Annotated in this window: 9 protein-coding genes; 4 read left to right on the top strand and 5 right to left on the bottom strand. The window is 73.4% G+C overall.

What is annotated here, in order from left to right; translation table 11 throughout:
- Positions 1-56: 56 nt before the first annotated feature.
- The 5 genes from RFN52_RS15525 to RFN52_RS15505 form a co-directional block, all read right to left on the bottom strand.
- Complete coding sequence (locus tag RFN52_RS15525; RefSeq protein WP_184846969.1) at positions 57-2,318, bottom strand: bifunctional glycosyltransferase/CDP-glycerol:glycerophosphate glycerophosphotransferase; 2,262 nt, start codon at positions 2,316-2,318, stop codon at positions 57-59.
- Between the two features lie 142 nt (positions 2,319-2,460).
- Positions 2,461-3,321 (bottom strand): carbohydrate ABC transporter permease, encoded by an 861-nt coding sequence (locus tag RFN52_RS15520; protein ID WP_184846967.1) that lies wholly within the window; start codon positions 3,319-3,321, stop codon positions 2,461-2,463.
- Positions 3,318-4,664, bottom strand: coding sequence for a carbohydrate ABC transporter permease (locus RFN52_RS15515; protein ID WP_229856324.1), 1,347 nt, complete (start codon positions 4,662-4,664; stop codon positions 3,318-3,320). Before RFN52_RS15515 ends, RFN52_RS15520 begins: the two co-directional genes overlap by 4 nt.
- 4 nt (positions 4,665-4,668) lie before the next feature.
- The gene (locus RFN52_RS15510) at positions 4,669-6,081 is read right to left on the bottom strand and encodes an ABC transporter substrate-binding protein (protein ID WP_184846965.1); all 1,413 of its coding nucleotides are present in this window, start codon (positions 6,079-6,081) and stop codon (positions 4,669-4,671) included.
- Between the two features lie 167 nt (positions 6,082-6,248).
- The gene (locus RFN52_RS15505; RefSeq protein WP_184846963.1) at positions 6,249-10,673 is read right to left on the bottom strand and encodes an FHA domain-containing protein; all 4,425 of its coding nucleotides are present in this window, start codon (positions 10,671-10,673) and stop codon (positions 6,249-6,251) included.
- 362 nt (positions 10,674-11,035) lie between these two features.
- Here RFN52_RS15505 and RFN52_RS15500 point away from each other — a divergent pair, with 362 nt between their 5' ends.
- The 4 genes from RFN52_RS15500 to RFN52_RS15485 all read left to right on the top strand — a co-directional run bounded on the left by RFN52_RS15500 (position 11,036) and on the right by RFN52_RS15485 (position 16,230).
- On the top strand, positions 11,036-12,736 hold the full coding sequence (locus tag RFN52_RS15500) for a serine/threonine-protein kinase (RefSeq protein ID WP_184846961.1): 1,701 nt from the start codon (positions 11,036-11,038) through the stop codon (positions 12,734-12,736).
- A gap of 147 nt (positions 12,737-12,883) precedes the next feature.
- Positions 12,884-14,125, top strand: a complete 1,242-nt coding sequence (locus tag RFN52_RS15495; RefSeq protein WP_184846959.1) for a serine/threonine-protein kinase — start codon at positions 12,884-12,886, stop codon at positions 14,123-14,125.
- 58 nt (positions 14,126-14,183) lie between these two features.
- Positions 14,184-15,287 (top strand): peptide chain release factor 2, encoded by a 1,104-nt coding sequence (gene prfB, locus RFN52_RS15490; protein WP_031108357.1) that lies wholly within the window; start codon positions 14,184-14,186, stop codon positions 15,285-15,287.
- Between the two features lie 289 nt (positions 15,288-15,576).
- On the top strand, positions 15,577-16,230 hold the full coding sequence (locus RFN52_RS15485; protein WP_184846958.1) for a hypothetical protein: 654 nt from the start codon (positions 15,577-15,579) through the stop codon (positions 16,228-16,230).
- The last annotated feature ends 78 nt before the right edge of the window (positions 16,231-16,308 follow it).

Here is a 16,308-nt window from a genome sequence, read left to right as displayed (position 1 = left end):
GGTGTCGGCCGGGACGGGCTGGAGGGCATGCGGACTCCCCGGGGTGAGAACCGTGGTCAGAGGCTGTCGCTGACGGCGCGGGGGCCGGCCGGCAGCGGCACGGTGGTGAGCGGTTCGCGCGTCAGCGCGGCCGCCGCCGAGGGCACCGGGCGGCGCTCGCCGAGCGGCACGACCGGCGGCAGCTCCGACTCACCGAGGACGACCCGGCGCACCACCCGCTCGGCGGCCCGGCCGTCGTCCCAGGTGCAGAACCGCTCGCGGAACGCCGCCCGCAGCTGGGCCGAGCGGGAGCCGCGCCAGTGGCCGGTGGCGAAGATGTCGATCAGCTCGTCCTCTCCGCGAGCGACCGCGCCCGGCGGAAAGTCGCGCAGGTCGAAGTAGGTTCCCCGGGCCGCGTCGTACGCCTCCCAGTCGTCGGCGTGGACCACGATCGGCCGGTCCAGGTTGGCGTAGTCGAACATCAGCGACGAGTAGTCCGTGACCAGGGCGTCCGACGCCAGGCAGAGCGACTCCACGCTCGGGTGCCCGGAGACGTCGACGACCCGGCCGCAGGTGCTGGTCAGCGGTGCGTCGTAGGCGTGGTGGGCGCGGGCCAGGACGATGAAGCGCGGGCCGAGGCGGCGCACGATCCGCTGGAGGTCGAGGGGGTGGCGCTGGGAGCGGCGGTAGTCGCGGTGGGTCGGCGCGTACAGGATCGCCACCGAGCCCCGGGGGATGCCCAGCGAGGCGCGCAGCCGGGCCACGTCCGCCGGGGTCGCCGTCCGGAACACGTCGTTGCGGGGGTAGCCGTACTCCAGCGTGGTGTAGCGGCCGGGGTGGACCCGCTCGTTCGTCAGCGTGGTGTGGCGGTTGGCGGACAGCACGTAGTCCCACCGGTCGACGTCCTTCAGCAGTCGCGTGAAGTCCCGGCCGCGGGCCGCCGCGGGGCGCTCCTGGAGGTCGAGGCCGAGGTGGCCGAGCGGGGTGCCGTGCCCGGTCTGGATCAGGACCTGGCCCCGGCGCTTGGCCAGCCGGTCGTCGAAGCCGGTGTTGCTGACCAGGTAGCGGGAGCGGGCGAGGGCCGTCCAGTAGGCGGCCGTCCCGGGAACGAGGCGGCGCGGGCCGGGCGGGATCGTGTGGTGGTGCTCGCGGCGGGCGATCCATGCCGTGCGGATGTGCGGTGCGAGTTCCCGGAACGCGGCTTCCAGCGCGCCCGGGTTGCAGCCGTGGCCGCGGCCGTCGTAGGCGGCGAAGACGGCGCGGTCGGCGCGCAGCGGCAGACAGCGCTGCACGCGGTAGTGGGTGCGCAGGGTTGCCGACCGCAGGCCCCGCAGCAGCGTCCCGGTCGTCCTGGCGGCGGCGCGGTGCAGGGCGGAGGCCAGCTGGAGCGTGCGGTAGGTGCGGTGCAGGCCGAAGCGGATCAGGACGTGGTGGATCCGGCAGCGCAGGGGGACGGGCACGCCGGGGGTGCGGTAGCGGCGGTAGTGGCCGCGGGCCCGGCGCAGGAAGTCGGCGCGCGAGCCCCGGGGCAGCCGGTCCCGCCGGGAGTACACGATCGCCAGGTGGTGCACCATGCGGCGGAACAGCACCGGCCGCCAATGGGCCAGCCCGGGGCGCTCGTCGAGGAACGCGAAGACCCGCTCGTACTGCTCGAAGACGTCGAAGTGCCGCTCGCTGGTGGTGCGCAGGATGCTGCCCTGGCGCCGCTGCCGGTAGTGCACGCAGACCCGGTCGAGGGTCGCGATCGACTCGGCGGTCATCAGCACCGGGTACGTCCACGGCGTGTCCTCGTAGACGCCGGGCGGGAAGGCGAAGCCCTCGCGCTCGACGAACTCCCGCCGGTAGGCCTTGTTCCAGGCGACCATCAGCAGCCGCAGCAGCCCGGGCCGGTCCTCCAGCCGGAACGGCGCCGGGCCCTGCTCGGTGAGCTGCAGGGCCGCCTGGTTGCGGATCGCCTCCCCCGTCCAGTAGGTGCGCGCGTAGTCGAACACCAGCACGTCCGGCTCGCCGGTCTCCTTCAGCCGGTCGGCGATCGACCGCAGCGCGTCGGGCGTGAGGGTGTCGTCGCTGTCGAGGAACAGCAGGTAGTCGCCGCTCGCGTGCGCCACCCCGGCGTTTCTCGCGCGGCCCAGGCCCACGTTCTCCGGCAGGTGGACCGGGCGTACGCGCGTGTCACGGGCGGCGAACTCGTCGATGATCGCGCCGCACGCGTCCGGCGAGCAGTCGTCGACGACGATCAGTTCCAGATCGGGACAGGACTGGGAGAGCACTGATTCGAGGCACTCGTGCAGGTACGCCTGAACCTGGTACGCGGGGACAATGACACTGAACCTGGGCAAGAGGCCATCCATCGGTCGGCGCGGGCGTTCGGCCCGGGAACGGCCGATGGGCCGACTTGGTTACGGTGGCTACGGCATCCGGGGGAACGCGGAAGGGGCGGACCGCCCTCGGCCCGCCCCTTCAACTGCGCTGTTCTGAAGGCTACTTGACCGCGCCCGCCATGACGCCGGACACGAACTGCCGCTGGAACGCGAAGAAGACGGCCAGCGGGACCACCATCGAGATGAACGCGCCGGGTGCCAGCACGTCGATGTTGTTGCCGAACTGCCGTACCTGCGTCTGGAGCGCGACCGTGATCGGCTGGCTCCCGGAGTCCGAGAAGATCAGCGCGACCAGCATGTCGTTCCACACCCACAGGAACTGGAAGATGCCGAGCGCGGCGATCGCCGGACCGCCGAGAGGCATGACGACACGGAAGAACAGGCGCAGTTCGCCTGCCCCGTCGAGCCGTGCCGCCTCCAGCAGCTCCCTCGGGATCTCCGCGAAGAAGTTCCGCAGCAGGAACACCGCGAACGGCAGACCGAAACCGACGTGGAAGAGCACCACGCCGAGCACCGAGCCGAAGATGCCGATGCTGCCGAAGAGTTCGGCGATCGGGATCAGCGCCACCTGCACGGGCACGACCAGCAGACCGACCACGCCCAGGAACCACCAGTCCCGGCCCGGGAACTCCATCCAGGCGAAGGCGTAGCCGGCCAGTGAGCCGATGATCACGACCAGCAGGGTCGCCGGCACGGTGATCCAGACCGTGTTCAGCAGGGAACTGGTGATGTCCTCGTTCTCCAGCAGCTTCGCGTAGCTGTCGAAGGTGATCTGCGAGGGCTCGGTGAACACCTTCCACCAGCCGCTGGCCGAGATGTCCTCCGGCGCACGGAGGCTGGACAGCAGCAGCCCGATCGTCGGCACCAGCCAGAACAGTCCGACGACGATGAGGAACACCCGCAGCACCCCGCCGCCGACCGCCTCGGCGAGCCGCGATCCCAGCGACTGCTTGGCCTTCATCGCCGCACCTCCCGCCGCAGCCTGCGTACGTTGAACCACATCACCGGGATCACGAGCAGCAGCAGGAACACCGAGATGGCGCTGGCGATGCCCGGCTGGTCCTCGGAGAAGCCCTTGCGGTACAGCTCCAGCGCCAGGACGTTCGCGTCGTCCTGGGAGGAGCCGGGGGCGATGATGAAGACCAGGTCGAAGATCTTCAGCACGTTGATCATCAGGGTGACGGCGACGACCGCCAGGACCGGCGCCAGCAGCGGCACCGTGACCCGTCTGAACACCTGCCACTCGGTCGCGCCGTCGACCCGGGCGGCCTCCAGCAGCTCCCGGGGCACGCTCGCGAGCCCGGCCGCGATCAGCACCATCGCGAAACCCGCCCACATCCAGATGTACGAGCCGATGATGGCCGGGGTGACCAGGGACGGCCCGAGCCAGTCCAGGCCGTTGTAGGGCTCCTTGAAGTTGGACGCCGGGAGCCGGAGTTGGGCCCCGTCGGCCGCGGCCGGAAGCGTGAAGGTGCCGTCGTCGGCGGCCGTCGCCGACGCCACCACCTTCCCGTCCTTCACGGCCTCGACCTTCATCCCGGCATAGCCCAGTTCGGCCGCGTCGACGCTGTTGAGCGTGCCGACGCCCTTGCCACGCGTGAAGTCCTGCCAGGTCGTGCCCGTGACCTTGTCCGGCTCGGGCTTCGGCGCCACCGCGGCCTTGGCCCCGTCGGGCATCAGGTCCGGTGCCACACCCACCAGGGGCAGCGAGACCGCCTCGCCCGTGCGGACCGGCGACGTGGTGATGAACGCGCCCCCGCCGGCCGGTTCCAGCGGCGATTCCCGGCCCGGGTGGGCCTTCGGGAACGCCGACGCCTGGGAGAACGTGTCGTGCACGCCCACCCACACCGCGTTCGCGAAGCCCTTGTCCGGGTCCTGGTCGTACACCAGGCGGAAGATGATGCCCGCCGCCAGCATCGAGATCGCCATCGGCATGAAGACGACCAGCTTGAACGCCGTACCCCAGCGCACCCGTTCGGTCAGCACCGCGAAGATCAGGCCGAGCGCCGTCGCGACCGTCGGCGCGAACACCACCCAGATGATGTTGTTCTTCAGCGCGGTGCGGATGCCCTCGTCGGTGAAGAGGGCCTTGTAGTTGTCTATTCCGGCGAAGCCGTCGCCGGACTGGTCGTAGAAACTGCGCACGACCGAGTACCCGATCGGGTACACCACGAGCGCGCCGAGCAGGACGAGCGCGGGCAACAGGAACAGCGCCGCGACGGTCCTGCGGGTGCCGGTCACACTCTTGCGCGACTTGGGAGCGGCAGGGGGCTTGGTGCCCCCTGCCGCCGGAACCGACGACATGACGTCAGTTCCCGTAGGCCGCTGCCGCTTCGGCCTCCAGCTTCGCCTGGGTTCCCGCGATGTCCTTCGGGTTCTTCAGGAAGTCCTGGAGGATCTTCCACTCGCCCTTGCCGGGCGTTCCGCCGAAGGCCTGCGGGGCCTGGTCGGACATGTCGAAGCGGAAGTCGTCACCGGCGTCGATGAGCGCCTTGGCGATCTTCTGCTGCACCGCGTTCGGATAGTCGGAGTTCGGCACGTTCTTGTTCGGCGAGAGGTAGCCGCCCAGCTTGGCCTGGATCGACGCCGCGTCCGGGGAGGCGAGCCAGGTGGCCAGGGCCTGCGACCCCTTCGAGTCCTCCAGGATCACGGCCGCGTCGCCGCCCGAGACCACCGGTCCGTTGTCACCGACCGCCGGGAACGGGAACACCTTCGCGTCCGTGCCGATCTTCATACTGGAAGGGATGTTGACCTGCGCGAAGTCACCCGCGGCCACCATGGCGGCCTTGGGCTGGTCCCCGCCGGTGAACACCTGGGTGACGGACGCCGGGAAGTCGGTCTGCAACGCCCCGTTCGCCCCGCCCGCGATCCAGTCCGGCTTGCCCCAGACCTGCGCGAGCGTGGTCAGCGCGTCCTTCACGGACGGGTCCGTCCACTTGATCTCGTGCTTGGCCAGCTGGTCGTACTTCTCCGGCCCGGCCTGGGAGAGGTACACGTTCTCGAACCAGTCGGTCAGCGTCCAGCCCTCGGCGCCGCCGACGGAGAACGGGGTGACGCCGGAGTCGAAGACCGTCTGCGCGGTGTTGAGCAGATCCGGCCAGGTCTCGGGCTCACTCGCCCCGGCGTTCTCGAAGACCTGGTTGTTGTACCAGATCAGGGACTTGTTGGCGGCCTTGTAGTAGACGCCGTACTGCTTGCCGCCCACCTTGCCGATGTCCTGCCAGCCCTGCGAGTAGTTCTCGCCGAGTTCCTTGGCGGCCTCGGAGCCCAGCTCCTTGGCCCAGCCCTTGTCGACGGCCTGCTTGATGGCGCCGGGCTGCGGCAGCATCGCGATGTCCGGCGGCTGCCCGCCGGCCACCTTGGATCCGATGAAGTTGATGATCGGGTCCTGCGCTGGCACGAACGTGACCTTGGCGCCCGTGCGCTTCTCGAACTCCTGAAGGACCTTCTTGAAGTTGGCCTGTTCGGTACCGCTCCACACGGCGGCGACCTCGAGGCTCGTCCCGTCCAGCTTCGGAAGGGTGACGTTGTTGGTGGTTTCGTCGGTGTCGCCCGTGCTTCCACCGCTGCCTTCGTCGCTGCTTCCGCAGGCGGACAGCGAGAGCGCGAGGGCTCCCGCGGCGACGGCGGCCGCCGTCCTGGCGGCTCTGCGGTGCTGGGGGGTCGCCGTGTCCCGCTTGGGCGACCAGCGTGTACGGATGGTGCTGCTCGTCATGCGCATGACTGCCCCGTTCTTCGTTGAACGTCGAGCGCGCTCCCGTGCGATCTGGTCTACGCCCGGGTGTGCGGGGGCGGCAAGATGGCGTCGGCTGTCAAGCGGGGGATCGTGACTCCCTCGTGACCAGGGCCGCGGCCCATGACGCCAGTGGGGCCGGCGGCCGTCTCCGGCTACAGCAGCGACGGCACCTTCGCCGCCGCGACCTCCCGCGCCGCCCTTTCCAGCGCGCTGGCCAACAGTGCCAGGTCGGTCGGGCCGTTTCCGAGTTCCCGCACCGGACGCCGGGCCGGAGGGTCACCCATGCGGTGCCATTCCAGGGGTACGACCGTGGGGCGCAGCGTCGCCGTCCGGGGGATCCGGCCGGTGACCCGACCGCCCTGGAACGGGGTGACCCGCCCGTCCGGGCCGGTCAGCCGCCCCCGGCCGGGAGCGGGCTCGTCCGGGCCGGAGGCCGGCGCGTCGAGCGCGACGCGCAGGGTGGCCCGGCGCGCCGGTTCCGTCTCCGCCGTGCGGGGGCACGGGCCGGTGGCCGCCACCAGGTGGACGCCGAGCCGCTCGCCCTCCTTGGCCACGGCCTCCAGCGCGCGCATCACCGACCCGGCCGCGGGCCGGCCGGTCGAGCCGAGCGCCGGGGAGACCAGCGCGTCCAGGTCGTCGACGACCACGACGAGCCGGGGGAGCGGGGGCGCGGCCGCCTCCGTCTGCCGCCGGGCCGCTCCGGGCCGCAGCCGCATGGTCGAACTGGACGGGGAGTCGAGATCCCCGGCCCCTCCCTGGGGCGCGGTCTCGGCGCGCTCACCGCCCCGCGCCGTCGCCGTGCGCTGGGTGACCATACGGCCCGACAGCTCGCGCCCGGTGTGCCACTCGGCGAAGTCGGACCGCCCGAGCAGCTCGGCACGCCGCTTCAGCTCGGCGCTCAGGGACTGCGCGAACTCCCGCATCCGGACCGGGTCGTGGGCCATGAGCAGCGTGGTGACATGCGGTACGTCCGTACACACCCGCAGCCCCTCGCCGTGCCCGCCGCCGGCGCCCGGGCCGCCCCGGCCGTCGACCAGCACGATGCCGAGGCGGTCCGGCCGCTCGGCGGCGGCCAGCGACGCGACGACCGCACGCAGCAGCTCCGTACGGCCGCTGCCCGGCGGGCCCTCGATCAGCAGATGCGGGCCCTGGACCGCGAGGTCCGCGCAGACCGGCCCGCGCGGACCGGCGCCCAGCACCGCGCGCACACGTCCGCCCAGCGCGTCGGCGTCGTCGGCCGCGTCCGCCCAGCGCGCCATCAGCGACGCCGGGGTGGCCCGGGCCAGGCCCAGCTCGTCCAGCAGGCGGGCCGCCTGCGGCAGTGGTGCGGAGACGCGCGGCTGGCTCTCGCCCGCCGGGCCGTCCGTCCGCAGCGGCGCCAGAGCCCGCGCGAACCGCTCGGCCCAGGCCGGGGAGACGGCGTCGACGGTGGCGATGGTGCCGTGCCCGACCGGCCCGGCCGGCGCGCCGTCACCGCCGGCCCGGGCCACCCGCATCAGCCGCAGGGCCGTCGCCACGTCCCCGCTGAGCAGCGCGACCGCGCCGCACTGCCGGAACGTCGGCGCCACCGAACAGGCCGCCTCGTACGTCTCCGTCACCGGCGAGGCCGGGGAGGCGGCGGCCGTCTCGGCCAGGCAGACGACGTGGATCCCGGCCCGGGGGCCCTCCAGCGCCAGCCGCGCGACCGCTTCGCGCAGGTCGGCGCCGCCCGGGTCGCCGTCGACGACCACGACCGTGTAGGGGCCGGGGAAACCGGCTGCCGCGTCGGGACCGGAGGCGTCGTCCCGCGCCCAGGAGGGGCGGCGGGGGGCCGGGACGGTCGCGGCGGGGGACGAGGCGGTGCCGGCGGGCTGTGCGCCGCTCCCCGCGGCCGCGTCCGCCAGCTGGTCCTCCAGGCGGCGGGTGAGTTCGTCGGTGCGGGCCGCGGCCTGCTCGCGGTCGAGGGCCAGCAGCAGCCGGCAGTCCTGCCCGTGCCCCGGGCGCACGTGCGGCAGCCAGCCCAGCCAGGACCACTCGGCGGTGCGCTCCTCAAGAGGGCGGGAGCGGTCCGCGGCGATCAGGACGATCTCCAGTGTGTCCGGGGAGTGCAGCGCGGTGAGCTGAGCCAGCACGGCCCGCGCCAGCCCGGCCAGCCGCGCCCGCGGTCCGGCCAGGCCCAGTGCGCCGACCTCGCGCAGCCCGGCGGTCACGGGGACGGCGGGCAGCAGGCCCGAGCCGTCCGGCGCCGCCCGGTCGGCCGTACCGAGGCGCACGGCGAGCGCCTCCGGGTGGCCTGGACCGCGCTCCCAGAGCCGCGGCCCGGGCCCCAGGGCCGTGAGCAGCAGTGTGGCCGCGTCCGGCCAGGTCTCCGGCGCGGCCGGCACGACGACCGGGTGCCGCTCCGGCACCGCAGCGGCCGGGGCGTCCTCATACGCCTCGGGCACCTCCGCCGCCTGCTCGCCACGCCCTCCGGCCAGCCGTCGGGCCCATGCCCCGAGCCCGCCACGCCTGCGGTTCCCCAGGGGCACGTCGGTGCCGCGCAGGGGAGTGCCTTTGCGTCCGCGCCCGGCACGCTGGTCCGCGAGGGCCGGGTCGTCCGTACCGGGGGGAGCAGCCGGCCCGTCCTGGGCCCAGGGGTGCGGACCGACTCCGTCCGCGTGACCGGTGTCGTATGCCGCGATCCCGGAACGACCCGCGTGCGTGTCCCCGGCGCCGCTCGCGGCCCGGCCCGCATCGCGCTGCCGTACGGCGTCGGCCGGGGCTCCCGGAGGCGCCGCGGGCGCCGAACCGTGAGCGGCGTCGTGCTGCCGGGTACGCGTTCCGTGCGTCCCGGAGGAGGACTGCGCGGCCCCGGCGGACCCGGGCCGCGATCCCCCGCCGCCCGTCAGCCGACGGGCCTCACCCCCAGTGCCCCCGGGCGGCACCTCACTCCAGCCGTCCCCCGCGTGGGCCGCGCCCCCCGGGCCCGGGTGCGGCACCTCACTCCGGTGGCTGCCGGAAGGGGCCTCGCCCCGGTTGCCCGGGGAGGGCATGTCGTTCCGACGGCTGCCGGAGGGGGCCTCGCCTCGGTGGCCCGGCGTGGGTACGTCGTTTCGGCGGCTCGCGGAGGGGGCTGCACCTCGGTTGTCCGAGGGCGGCACCTCGCTCCGGCGGTCGCGTGAGGGGGTTTCGCCCCGGTTGCCCACGGTGGGCGCGTCGTTTCGGTGGCTGCCGGAGAGGGCTTCGCCTCGGTTGCCTGGGGCGGGTACGTCGTTTCGGCGGCTCGCGGAGGGCGTTTCGGCCCGGTTGCCCGGGGAGGGCATGTCGTTCCGACGGCTGCCGAAGGGTGCTTCGCCCTGGCCGCCCGGGGGCGGCACGTCACTCCAGCGGCTCCCGGAGGGCGCGTCGCCCCGGCTGCCCGAGGGCTGCACCTCGCTCCGGCGGTCACCCGAGGGGGCTTCGCCTCGGTGGCCCGGGGCGGGCACCTCACCCCGGCGGCTCTCGAAGGGGGCTTCGCCCCGGCTGCCCGTGGGTGGCACGTCACTCCGGCGGTCCTCCGCGCGAGCAGCGCCCCCCGCGGCCGGTGGGGACACGTCACTACGGCGGACTCCGGAGGGCGCGTCGCCCCGGCTGCCCGGGGACGGCACCTCGCTCCGGCGGTCACCCGACAGGGTTTCACTCCCGCTGCCGGCAAGACGGGCGCCGCTGCCCCCAGGTCGGGCACTGCTGCCCTGCTCCCACTGCCGCGGCGCGTCCGACGCCGCCCCCGCACTCCCGCTCTCGATCCGCGGCGCCCCGCCCTGCCCCGGTACCACGGCCGGATCAGCCGCGCCGCGCCCGGAGGCACCCGGCGTGCCCCAGGCGGCCGAGCCGTAGGTGTGATGGGCGGGACCCGAGGGGCCGGCCGGTCCCGGGTCCGCCACGGGCGGGGAGGAGAGGGACACCACCCCGTCCCCGGCGGGGCCGGCCACGCGCACGTGCCCCTCGCCGTCCGGCGTCGTCTCCACCCGGCCCCCCGGCCCCCCGGCCGGGGCCAGCCGCAGGGCCGACTCGCCTATCCGCAGCAGCGCACCCGGCGCGAACGGGACCACCCGGGCGCCGACCCGCGCGCCGTTCACCGTCGTGCCGTTCGTGGAGTCCAGGTCGGCGACCGCGACGCGCCCGTCCGCGCTCACCGTCACCGCGCAGTGCAGCCGGGAGACGTCCGGGTCGTCGAGGGGCACGTCGGCGTCGGCGGAGCGGCCGATGCGGATCTCGCCGCCGTGCAGCAGATGGACGCCGCCGGCGTCGGGGCCGGCCACGACCTGGAGCTGGGCCGGGGCGCCGTCCAGCTCGGGGTGCGGCTCCGGCTCGCCGGGCGCGCCGACGGACAGCACGGCACCGTCGGTCAGCGGGGGCTCGCCCAGCGTGCAGCGCTGCGCGTCCAGCCGCTGCTCCCCGGCGTACAGCACGGGCGTGCCCGAGCCGTCACCGCCGGAGACCAGCTGGACGAGCGCCGACGCCACCGCGGCGAGCGCCGTACCGGCGGGGGCGGTGACCAGGACGTCGCTGCGCGGGGCGCGGCCAGGCGCCGGCGCCGACGGGCCCAGCGGATCTACGACGGTCAGCCGGATCTGCATCGCCGTCAGCGGTCCCTTCTGCCCGGGCGCGGAGTCCCCCACCCCGCCCCAGCACGTCGGCCAGTACTGCCAGCATCCTCGCACCTGCCACTGACAGTGCACCCCTCGCTCCGGAAAAGGTGATCTTGATTGGTCGGCTCTGCCCGCAAAAGTGCCTGAGAGATGACCCACAGGCGACCTCTTGAGATCAGTCACGTCCGTTCCCGGCAACCACAAGACCGAGGTGAGCGTCTTCCCTTCGAACGAGTGTGAGGGCCGCTACGTAAGACCCACAGAAAGACGACACTCCGGTCCCCGGCCCCCCGGCACTACAGTGGGTCGGACAGGCCAGCAGGCAAGGCAAGCACCAGGGAGCGCATGACGTGCGGCCGGTAGGCAGCAAGTACTTGCTCGAGGAGCCGCTCGGACGCGGCGCCACGGGCACCGTCTGGCGAGCCCGCCAGCGCGAGACCGCGGGCGCCGAGGCGGCCGTGCCGGGGCAGCCCGGCGAGACCGTCGCGATCAAGGTCCTCAAGGAGGAACTGGCCAGTGACGCGGACATCGTCATGCGGTTCCTCCGCGAGCGCTCCGTCCTGCTCCGGCTGACCCACCCGAACATCGTCCGGGTCCGTGACCTGGTGGTCGAGGGCGAGCTGCTGGCGCTGGTCATGGACCTCGTCGAGGGCCCCGACCTGCACCGCTACCTGCGCGAGAACGGGCCGTTCACCCCGGTCGCCGCGGCCCTGCTCACCGCCCAGATCGCCGACGCGCTCGCCGCCAGCCACGCCGACGGCGTCGTCCACCGCGACCTCAAGCCGGCCAACGTCCTGCTCCAGCAGTACGAGGGGCAGATGCACCCGCTGCTGACCGACTTCGGCATCGCCCGCCTGGCCGATTCCCCGGGGCTGACCCGCACCCAGGAGTTCGTCGGGACGCCCGCGTACGTCGCCCCCGAGTCCGCGGAGGGCCGTCCGCAGACCTCCGCCGTCGACATCTACGGCGCCGGCATCCTGCTGTACGAGCTGGTCACCGGCCGCCCGCCGTTCTCCGGCGGCTCCGCCCTGGAAGTGCTGCACCAGCACCTGAGCGCCGAGCCGCGCCGCCCCTCCACCGTCCCCGACCCGCTGTGGACGGTCATCGAGCGCTGCCTGCGCAAGAACCCCGACGAGCGGCCCAGCGCCGTGAACCTCGCCCGCGGCCTGCGCGTCGTCGCCGAGGGCATCGGGGTGCACGCGAACTCCGCGCAGATCGCCGCCGCCGAGAGCGTCGGCATGCTCCTCGTGCCCGACCCGGCTCCCGCGCCGGTGCCGGACATGTCCGGCGACGCCGACCCGACCCAGGTCCTCCCGCAGGGCGCCGGCTCGTACGACCCGAACGCCGCGACCAGCGTCATGCCGCACACCGGGGGCCCGGCCGGCGCCGCCGACCCCACCGCCGTCATGAACCACCGGGGCGGGGCCGACCCGACCGCCGTCATGCCGCCGGTCCCGCCGGGCTCGCCCGGCCACCCCGGTCAGCAGGGGCAGCAGGGCGGCCCCGAGGACCCGCACCCCTGGCAGAACCAGCTGCGGGCGGCCCGCGACCGCAACGAACAGACGCAGGTCCAGTACCTCGACCCCGGCCAGGACCCGCTGCGCCGCCGCCCCCAGCGCCAGGTGGCCCGGCCCCAGCAGCAGCCCCCGCGCCGCCAGGCACCCCCGCCCGGACCCGGCTACGGCCACCCGCAGCAGCAGCCCCAGCCGCAGCAGTACGCCCCGCAGCCCCAGCGGCCCCAGCCGCCGCAGCGCTACGCCCCGCCCGCGCCGCCGCCCCAGCCGCAGCAGCCCCAGCCGCCGCAGCGCGAGCCCCGGCAGCCGCGGCAGCGCAGCGCCAACCCGATGCGGATCCCCGGGCTCGGCTGCCTGAAGGGCTGCCTCTTCACGATCGTCATCCTCTTCGTCGCGGGCTGGCTGATCTGGGAACTGAGCCCGCTCCAGGAGTGGATCGGCACCGGCAAGGGCTACTGGGACCAGCTCACCGACTGGTTCAGCACCGTGACCGGCTGGTTCGAGAAGCTCGGCGGGAGCGGTTCCGGCACGAACTGACCGGAGCCGATGACTGAACCGATGACCGGAACCACCCCGCGGGGTTGGTGATTTGTCGACATCCGGCAGGTGATTTCGGCTTCCACGGTGAAGGTTGGCTCTCCGGACGCGTAGTTTTAGCGACAACACGCGTCGGTAGGAGCAGCCTTGGCACGGAAGATCGGCAGCCGGTACACCGCCCACCAGATCCTGGGGCGGGGCAGCGCCGGCACGGTGTGGCTGGGTGAGGGGCCGGAAGGTCCCGTCGCCATCAAGCTGCTGCGCGAGGACCTGGCGTCCGACCAGGAACTCGTCGGGCGCTTCGTCCAGGAGCGCACCGCGCTGCTCGGCCTGGAGCACCCGCATGTCGTCTCGGTGCGCGACCTGGTCGTCGACGGCAACGACCTGGCGCTCGTCATGGACCTCGTCCGCGGCACGGACCTGCGCACCCGGCTCGACCGTGACCGGCGCCTGGCCCCCGAGGCGGCCGTCGCGATCGCGGCCGACATCGCCGACGGACTGGCGGCCGCGCACGCCGTCGGCGTCGTGCACCGGGACGTCAAGCCGGAGAACGTCCTCCTGGACATGCAGGGCCCGCTCGGCCCCGGCGGCTCCCACCGCGCGCTGCTGACCGACTTCGGCGTGGCCAAACTCATCGACACCCCGCGCCGCACCAAGGCCACGAAGATCATCGGCACTCCGGACTACCTCGCCCCGGAGATCGTCGAGGGCCTGCCCCCGCGCGCGTCCGTCGACATCTACGCGCTCGCCACCGTCCTCTACGAGCTGCTGGCGGGCTTCACGCCCTTCGGCGGCGGCCACCCGGGCGCGGTCCTGCGCCGGCACGTCACGGAGACGGTCGTCCCGCTGCCCGGCATCCCGGACGAGCTGTGGCAGCTGCTGGTGCAGTGCCTGGCCAAGGCCCCGGCCTCGCGGCTGCGGGCCTCGGAGCTCGGCGCCCGGCTGCGCGAGCTGCTGCCGATGCTGGCGGGCATGCCCCCGCTGGAGGTCGACGAGCCGGACACCGAGTCCGCGGAGGACTCCGACCGCGAGGAACAGCCCACCGGACCTGCCCCGGAGCGGGTCCGGCGGCGGGGCGCGGTCCCCCTGGTGCCGGGCGCGAAGCCGGCCGACTCCAACCGCGACACCCACACCTCGATGCGCGTCCCCGCCCCCGACGAGCTGGCCGGCGGCGCTCACGGCACGGCCAGGGCCCCGCGCACCGCGGGCACCCCCCGCCCCGGCTCGGCCCGCAACCGCGCCGCGGCCCGGCGCCGCCGGGTGGCCCTGGGAGCGGGCGCGGTCGCCCTCGCGGCGGCGATCGGCGTCGGCGCCTGGCTGACCACGTCGGACGACGACGGCGGCGCACCTCCCCAGGACACGAAGAACTCCGCCCCGCAGACGCCCTGAGCAGCCGGCACCGGCCGCCCGGCGATGGCCGCCGGGCGGAGCCGTTACGCTGGAGGGCGTGGCAGTCGTCGACGTATCCGAAGAGCTCAAGTCCCTCTCCTCGACCATGGAGTCGATCGAGGCCGTTCTGGACCTCGACAAGATGAGGGCAGACATCGCCGTGCTCGAGGAGCAGGCGGCCGCGCCGTCCCTCTGGGACAACCCCGATGAGGCGCAGAAGATCACCAGCAAGCTGTCCCACCTCCAGGCCGAGGTGCGCAAGGCCGAGGCCTTGCGCGGTCGCATCGACGACCTGGGCGTCCTCTTCGAGATGGCCGAGGAGGAGGACGACCCGGACACCCGCGCCGAGGCCGAGTCCGAGCTCACGGCCGTGAAGAAGGCGCTGGACGAGATGGAGGTCCGCACCCTCCTCTCCGGTGAGTACGACTCCCGTGAGGCACTGGTGAACATCCGCGCCGAGGCGGGTGGCGTCGACGCCGCCGACTTCGCCGAGAAGCTCCAGCGCATGTACCTGCGCTGGGCCGAGCAGCGCGGCTACAAGACCGAGATCTACGAGACGTCGTACGCGGAAGAGGCCGGCATCAAGTCGACCACCTTCGCCGTCCAGGCGCCCTACGCCTACGGCACGCTCTCCGTCGAGCAGGGCACCCACCGGCTCGTGCGCATCTCGCCCTTCGACAACCAGGGCCGGCGGCAGACGTCCTTCGCGGGCGTCGAGATCCTGCCCGTGGTCGAGCAGACCGACCACATCGAGATCGACGAGTCCGAACTGCGCGTGGACGTGTACCGCTCGTCGGGCCCCGGCGGGCAGGGCGTCAACACCACCGACTCCGCGGTGCGGCTGACCCACCTCCCCACCGGCATCGTCGTCTCCTGCCAGAACGAGCGCTCGCAGATCCAGAACAAGGCGACCGCCATGAACGTTCTCCAGGCGAAGCTGCTGGAGCGGCAGCGCCAGGAGGAGCGGGCCAAGATGGACGCCCTCAAGGACGGCGGCAGCTCCTGGGGCAACCAGATGCGCTCTTACGTCCTGCACCCGTACCAGATGGTCAAGGACCTGCGCACCGAGTTCGAGGTCGGCAACCCCGAGGCCGTGTTCAACGGCGAGATCGACGGCTTTATCGAGGCCGGAATTCGCTGGCGCAAGCAGCAGGAGAAGTAAGTTTGTCGACAAGGCAACTGCCGCCACCAGGGCGGCAGTTGCCTTTTCCGTACCCCCATGTCCGGGTTTTACATCACACTCACAGGCTCAGACTCCCGGCAAAGCTCCCGTAGTTGGACACGGTGGCTGCAAACGGCCTTGACGTGTTCTTGAAAAATGGGAAGGGTAAAGCGCGGCATGCGTGTCTCTGGGGCGCATGTGAACCGGGGGGCCTTCACTGTGGCTTTCCCCGTCGAGCACAGCCCCGAGCGCTGCCTAATGACGATGAGCTACTGGGGGTAGCAACCACATGACGAAGAAGACGCGGATTCGTGTCGCGCGGATCGCCGCCGGTGCCGTGATCGCCGCCGGTGCCTCGCTGACCGCCGCCGGTGCGGCATCCGCTCTCGACCTGGGCGTGAGCGTCGGCCTCGGCGACACCGGCGTCGGGGTCGGCGTGAGCGCCGGCGACGAGGACCCGACGGACCCGCCGACCGAGCTCCCGACGGACCCGCCGACGGACCTCCCGACGGACCCGCCGACGGACCTCCCGACGGACCCGCCGTCGACCGAGGAGCCCACCGACGAGCCGACCGAGCCCACCGACGAGCCGACCGAGCCCACCGAGGACCCGACCGACGTCCCGTCCGACCCCGGCAACGGGAACGGCAACGGCGGCGGCAACGGCAACGGCAACGGGGGCAGCATCGGCGACGGCAACAACGCCGACCCCGACGGCGGCACCTCGCCGCAGGAGGAGGGCTCCTCCTCCCTCACCGAGATCGGCTCGGACTCCACCCCGGCCTCGCAGGCCCAGGCCCAGGGCAACGGCCAGGAGCTCGCCGAGACGGGTGCCGCGCAGACCACCTTCCTGGTGATCGGCGCCGCCACGATGATCGCCGGCGGTGTCGGCTTCCGTCTGCTGCCGCGCCTCGTGGGCGGCCGCGGCGGGGCTGCCGCCTGACGGTAGCCGTGGCCGTACGGACCGTACGGACAGCGCACCACCGAGGGCCCGGAGCGATTCGCTCCGGGCCCTCGGCCA

The sequence above is a fragment of the Streptomyces collinus genome (genome assembly GCF_031348265.1).
Lineage (GTDB): Bacteria > Actinomycetota > Actinomycetes > Streptomycetales > Streptomycetaceae > Streptomyces > Streptomyces collinus.
This window is presented reverse-complemented; position numbering and strand designations above follow the sequence as displayed.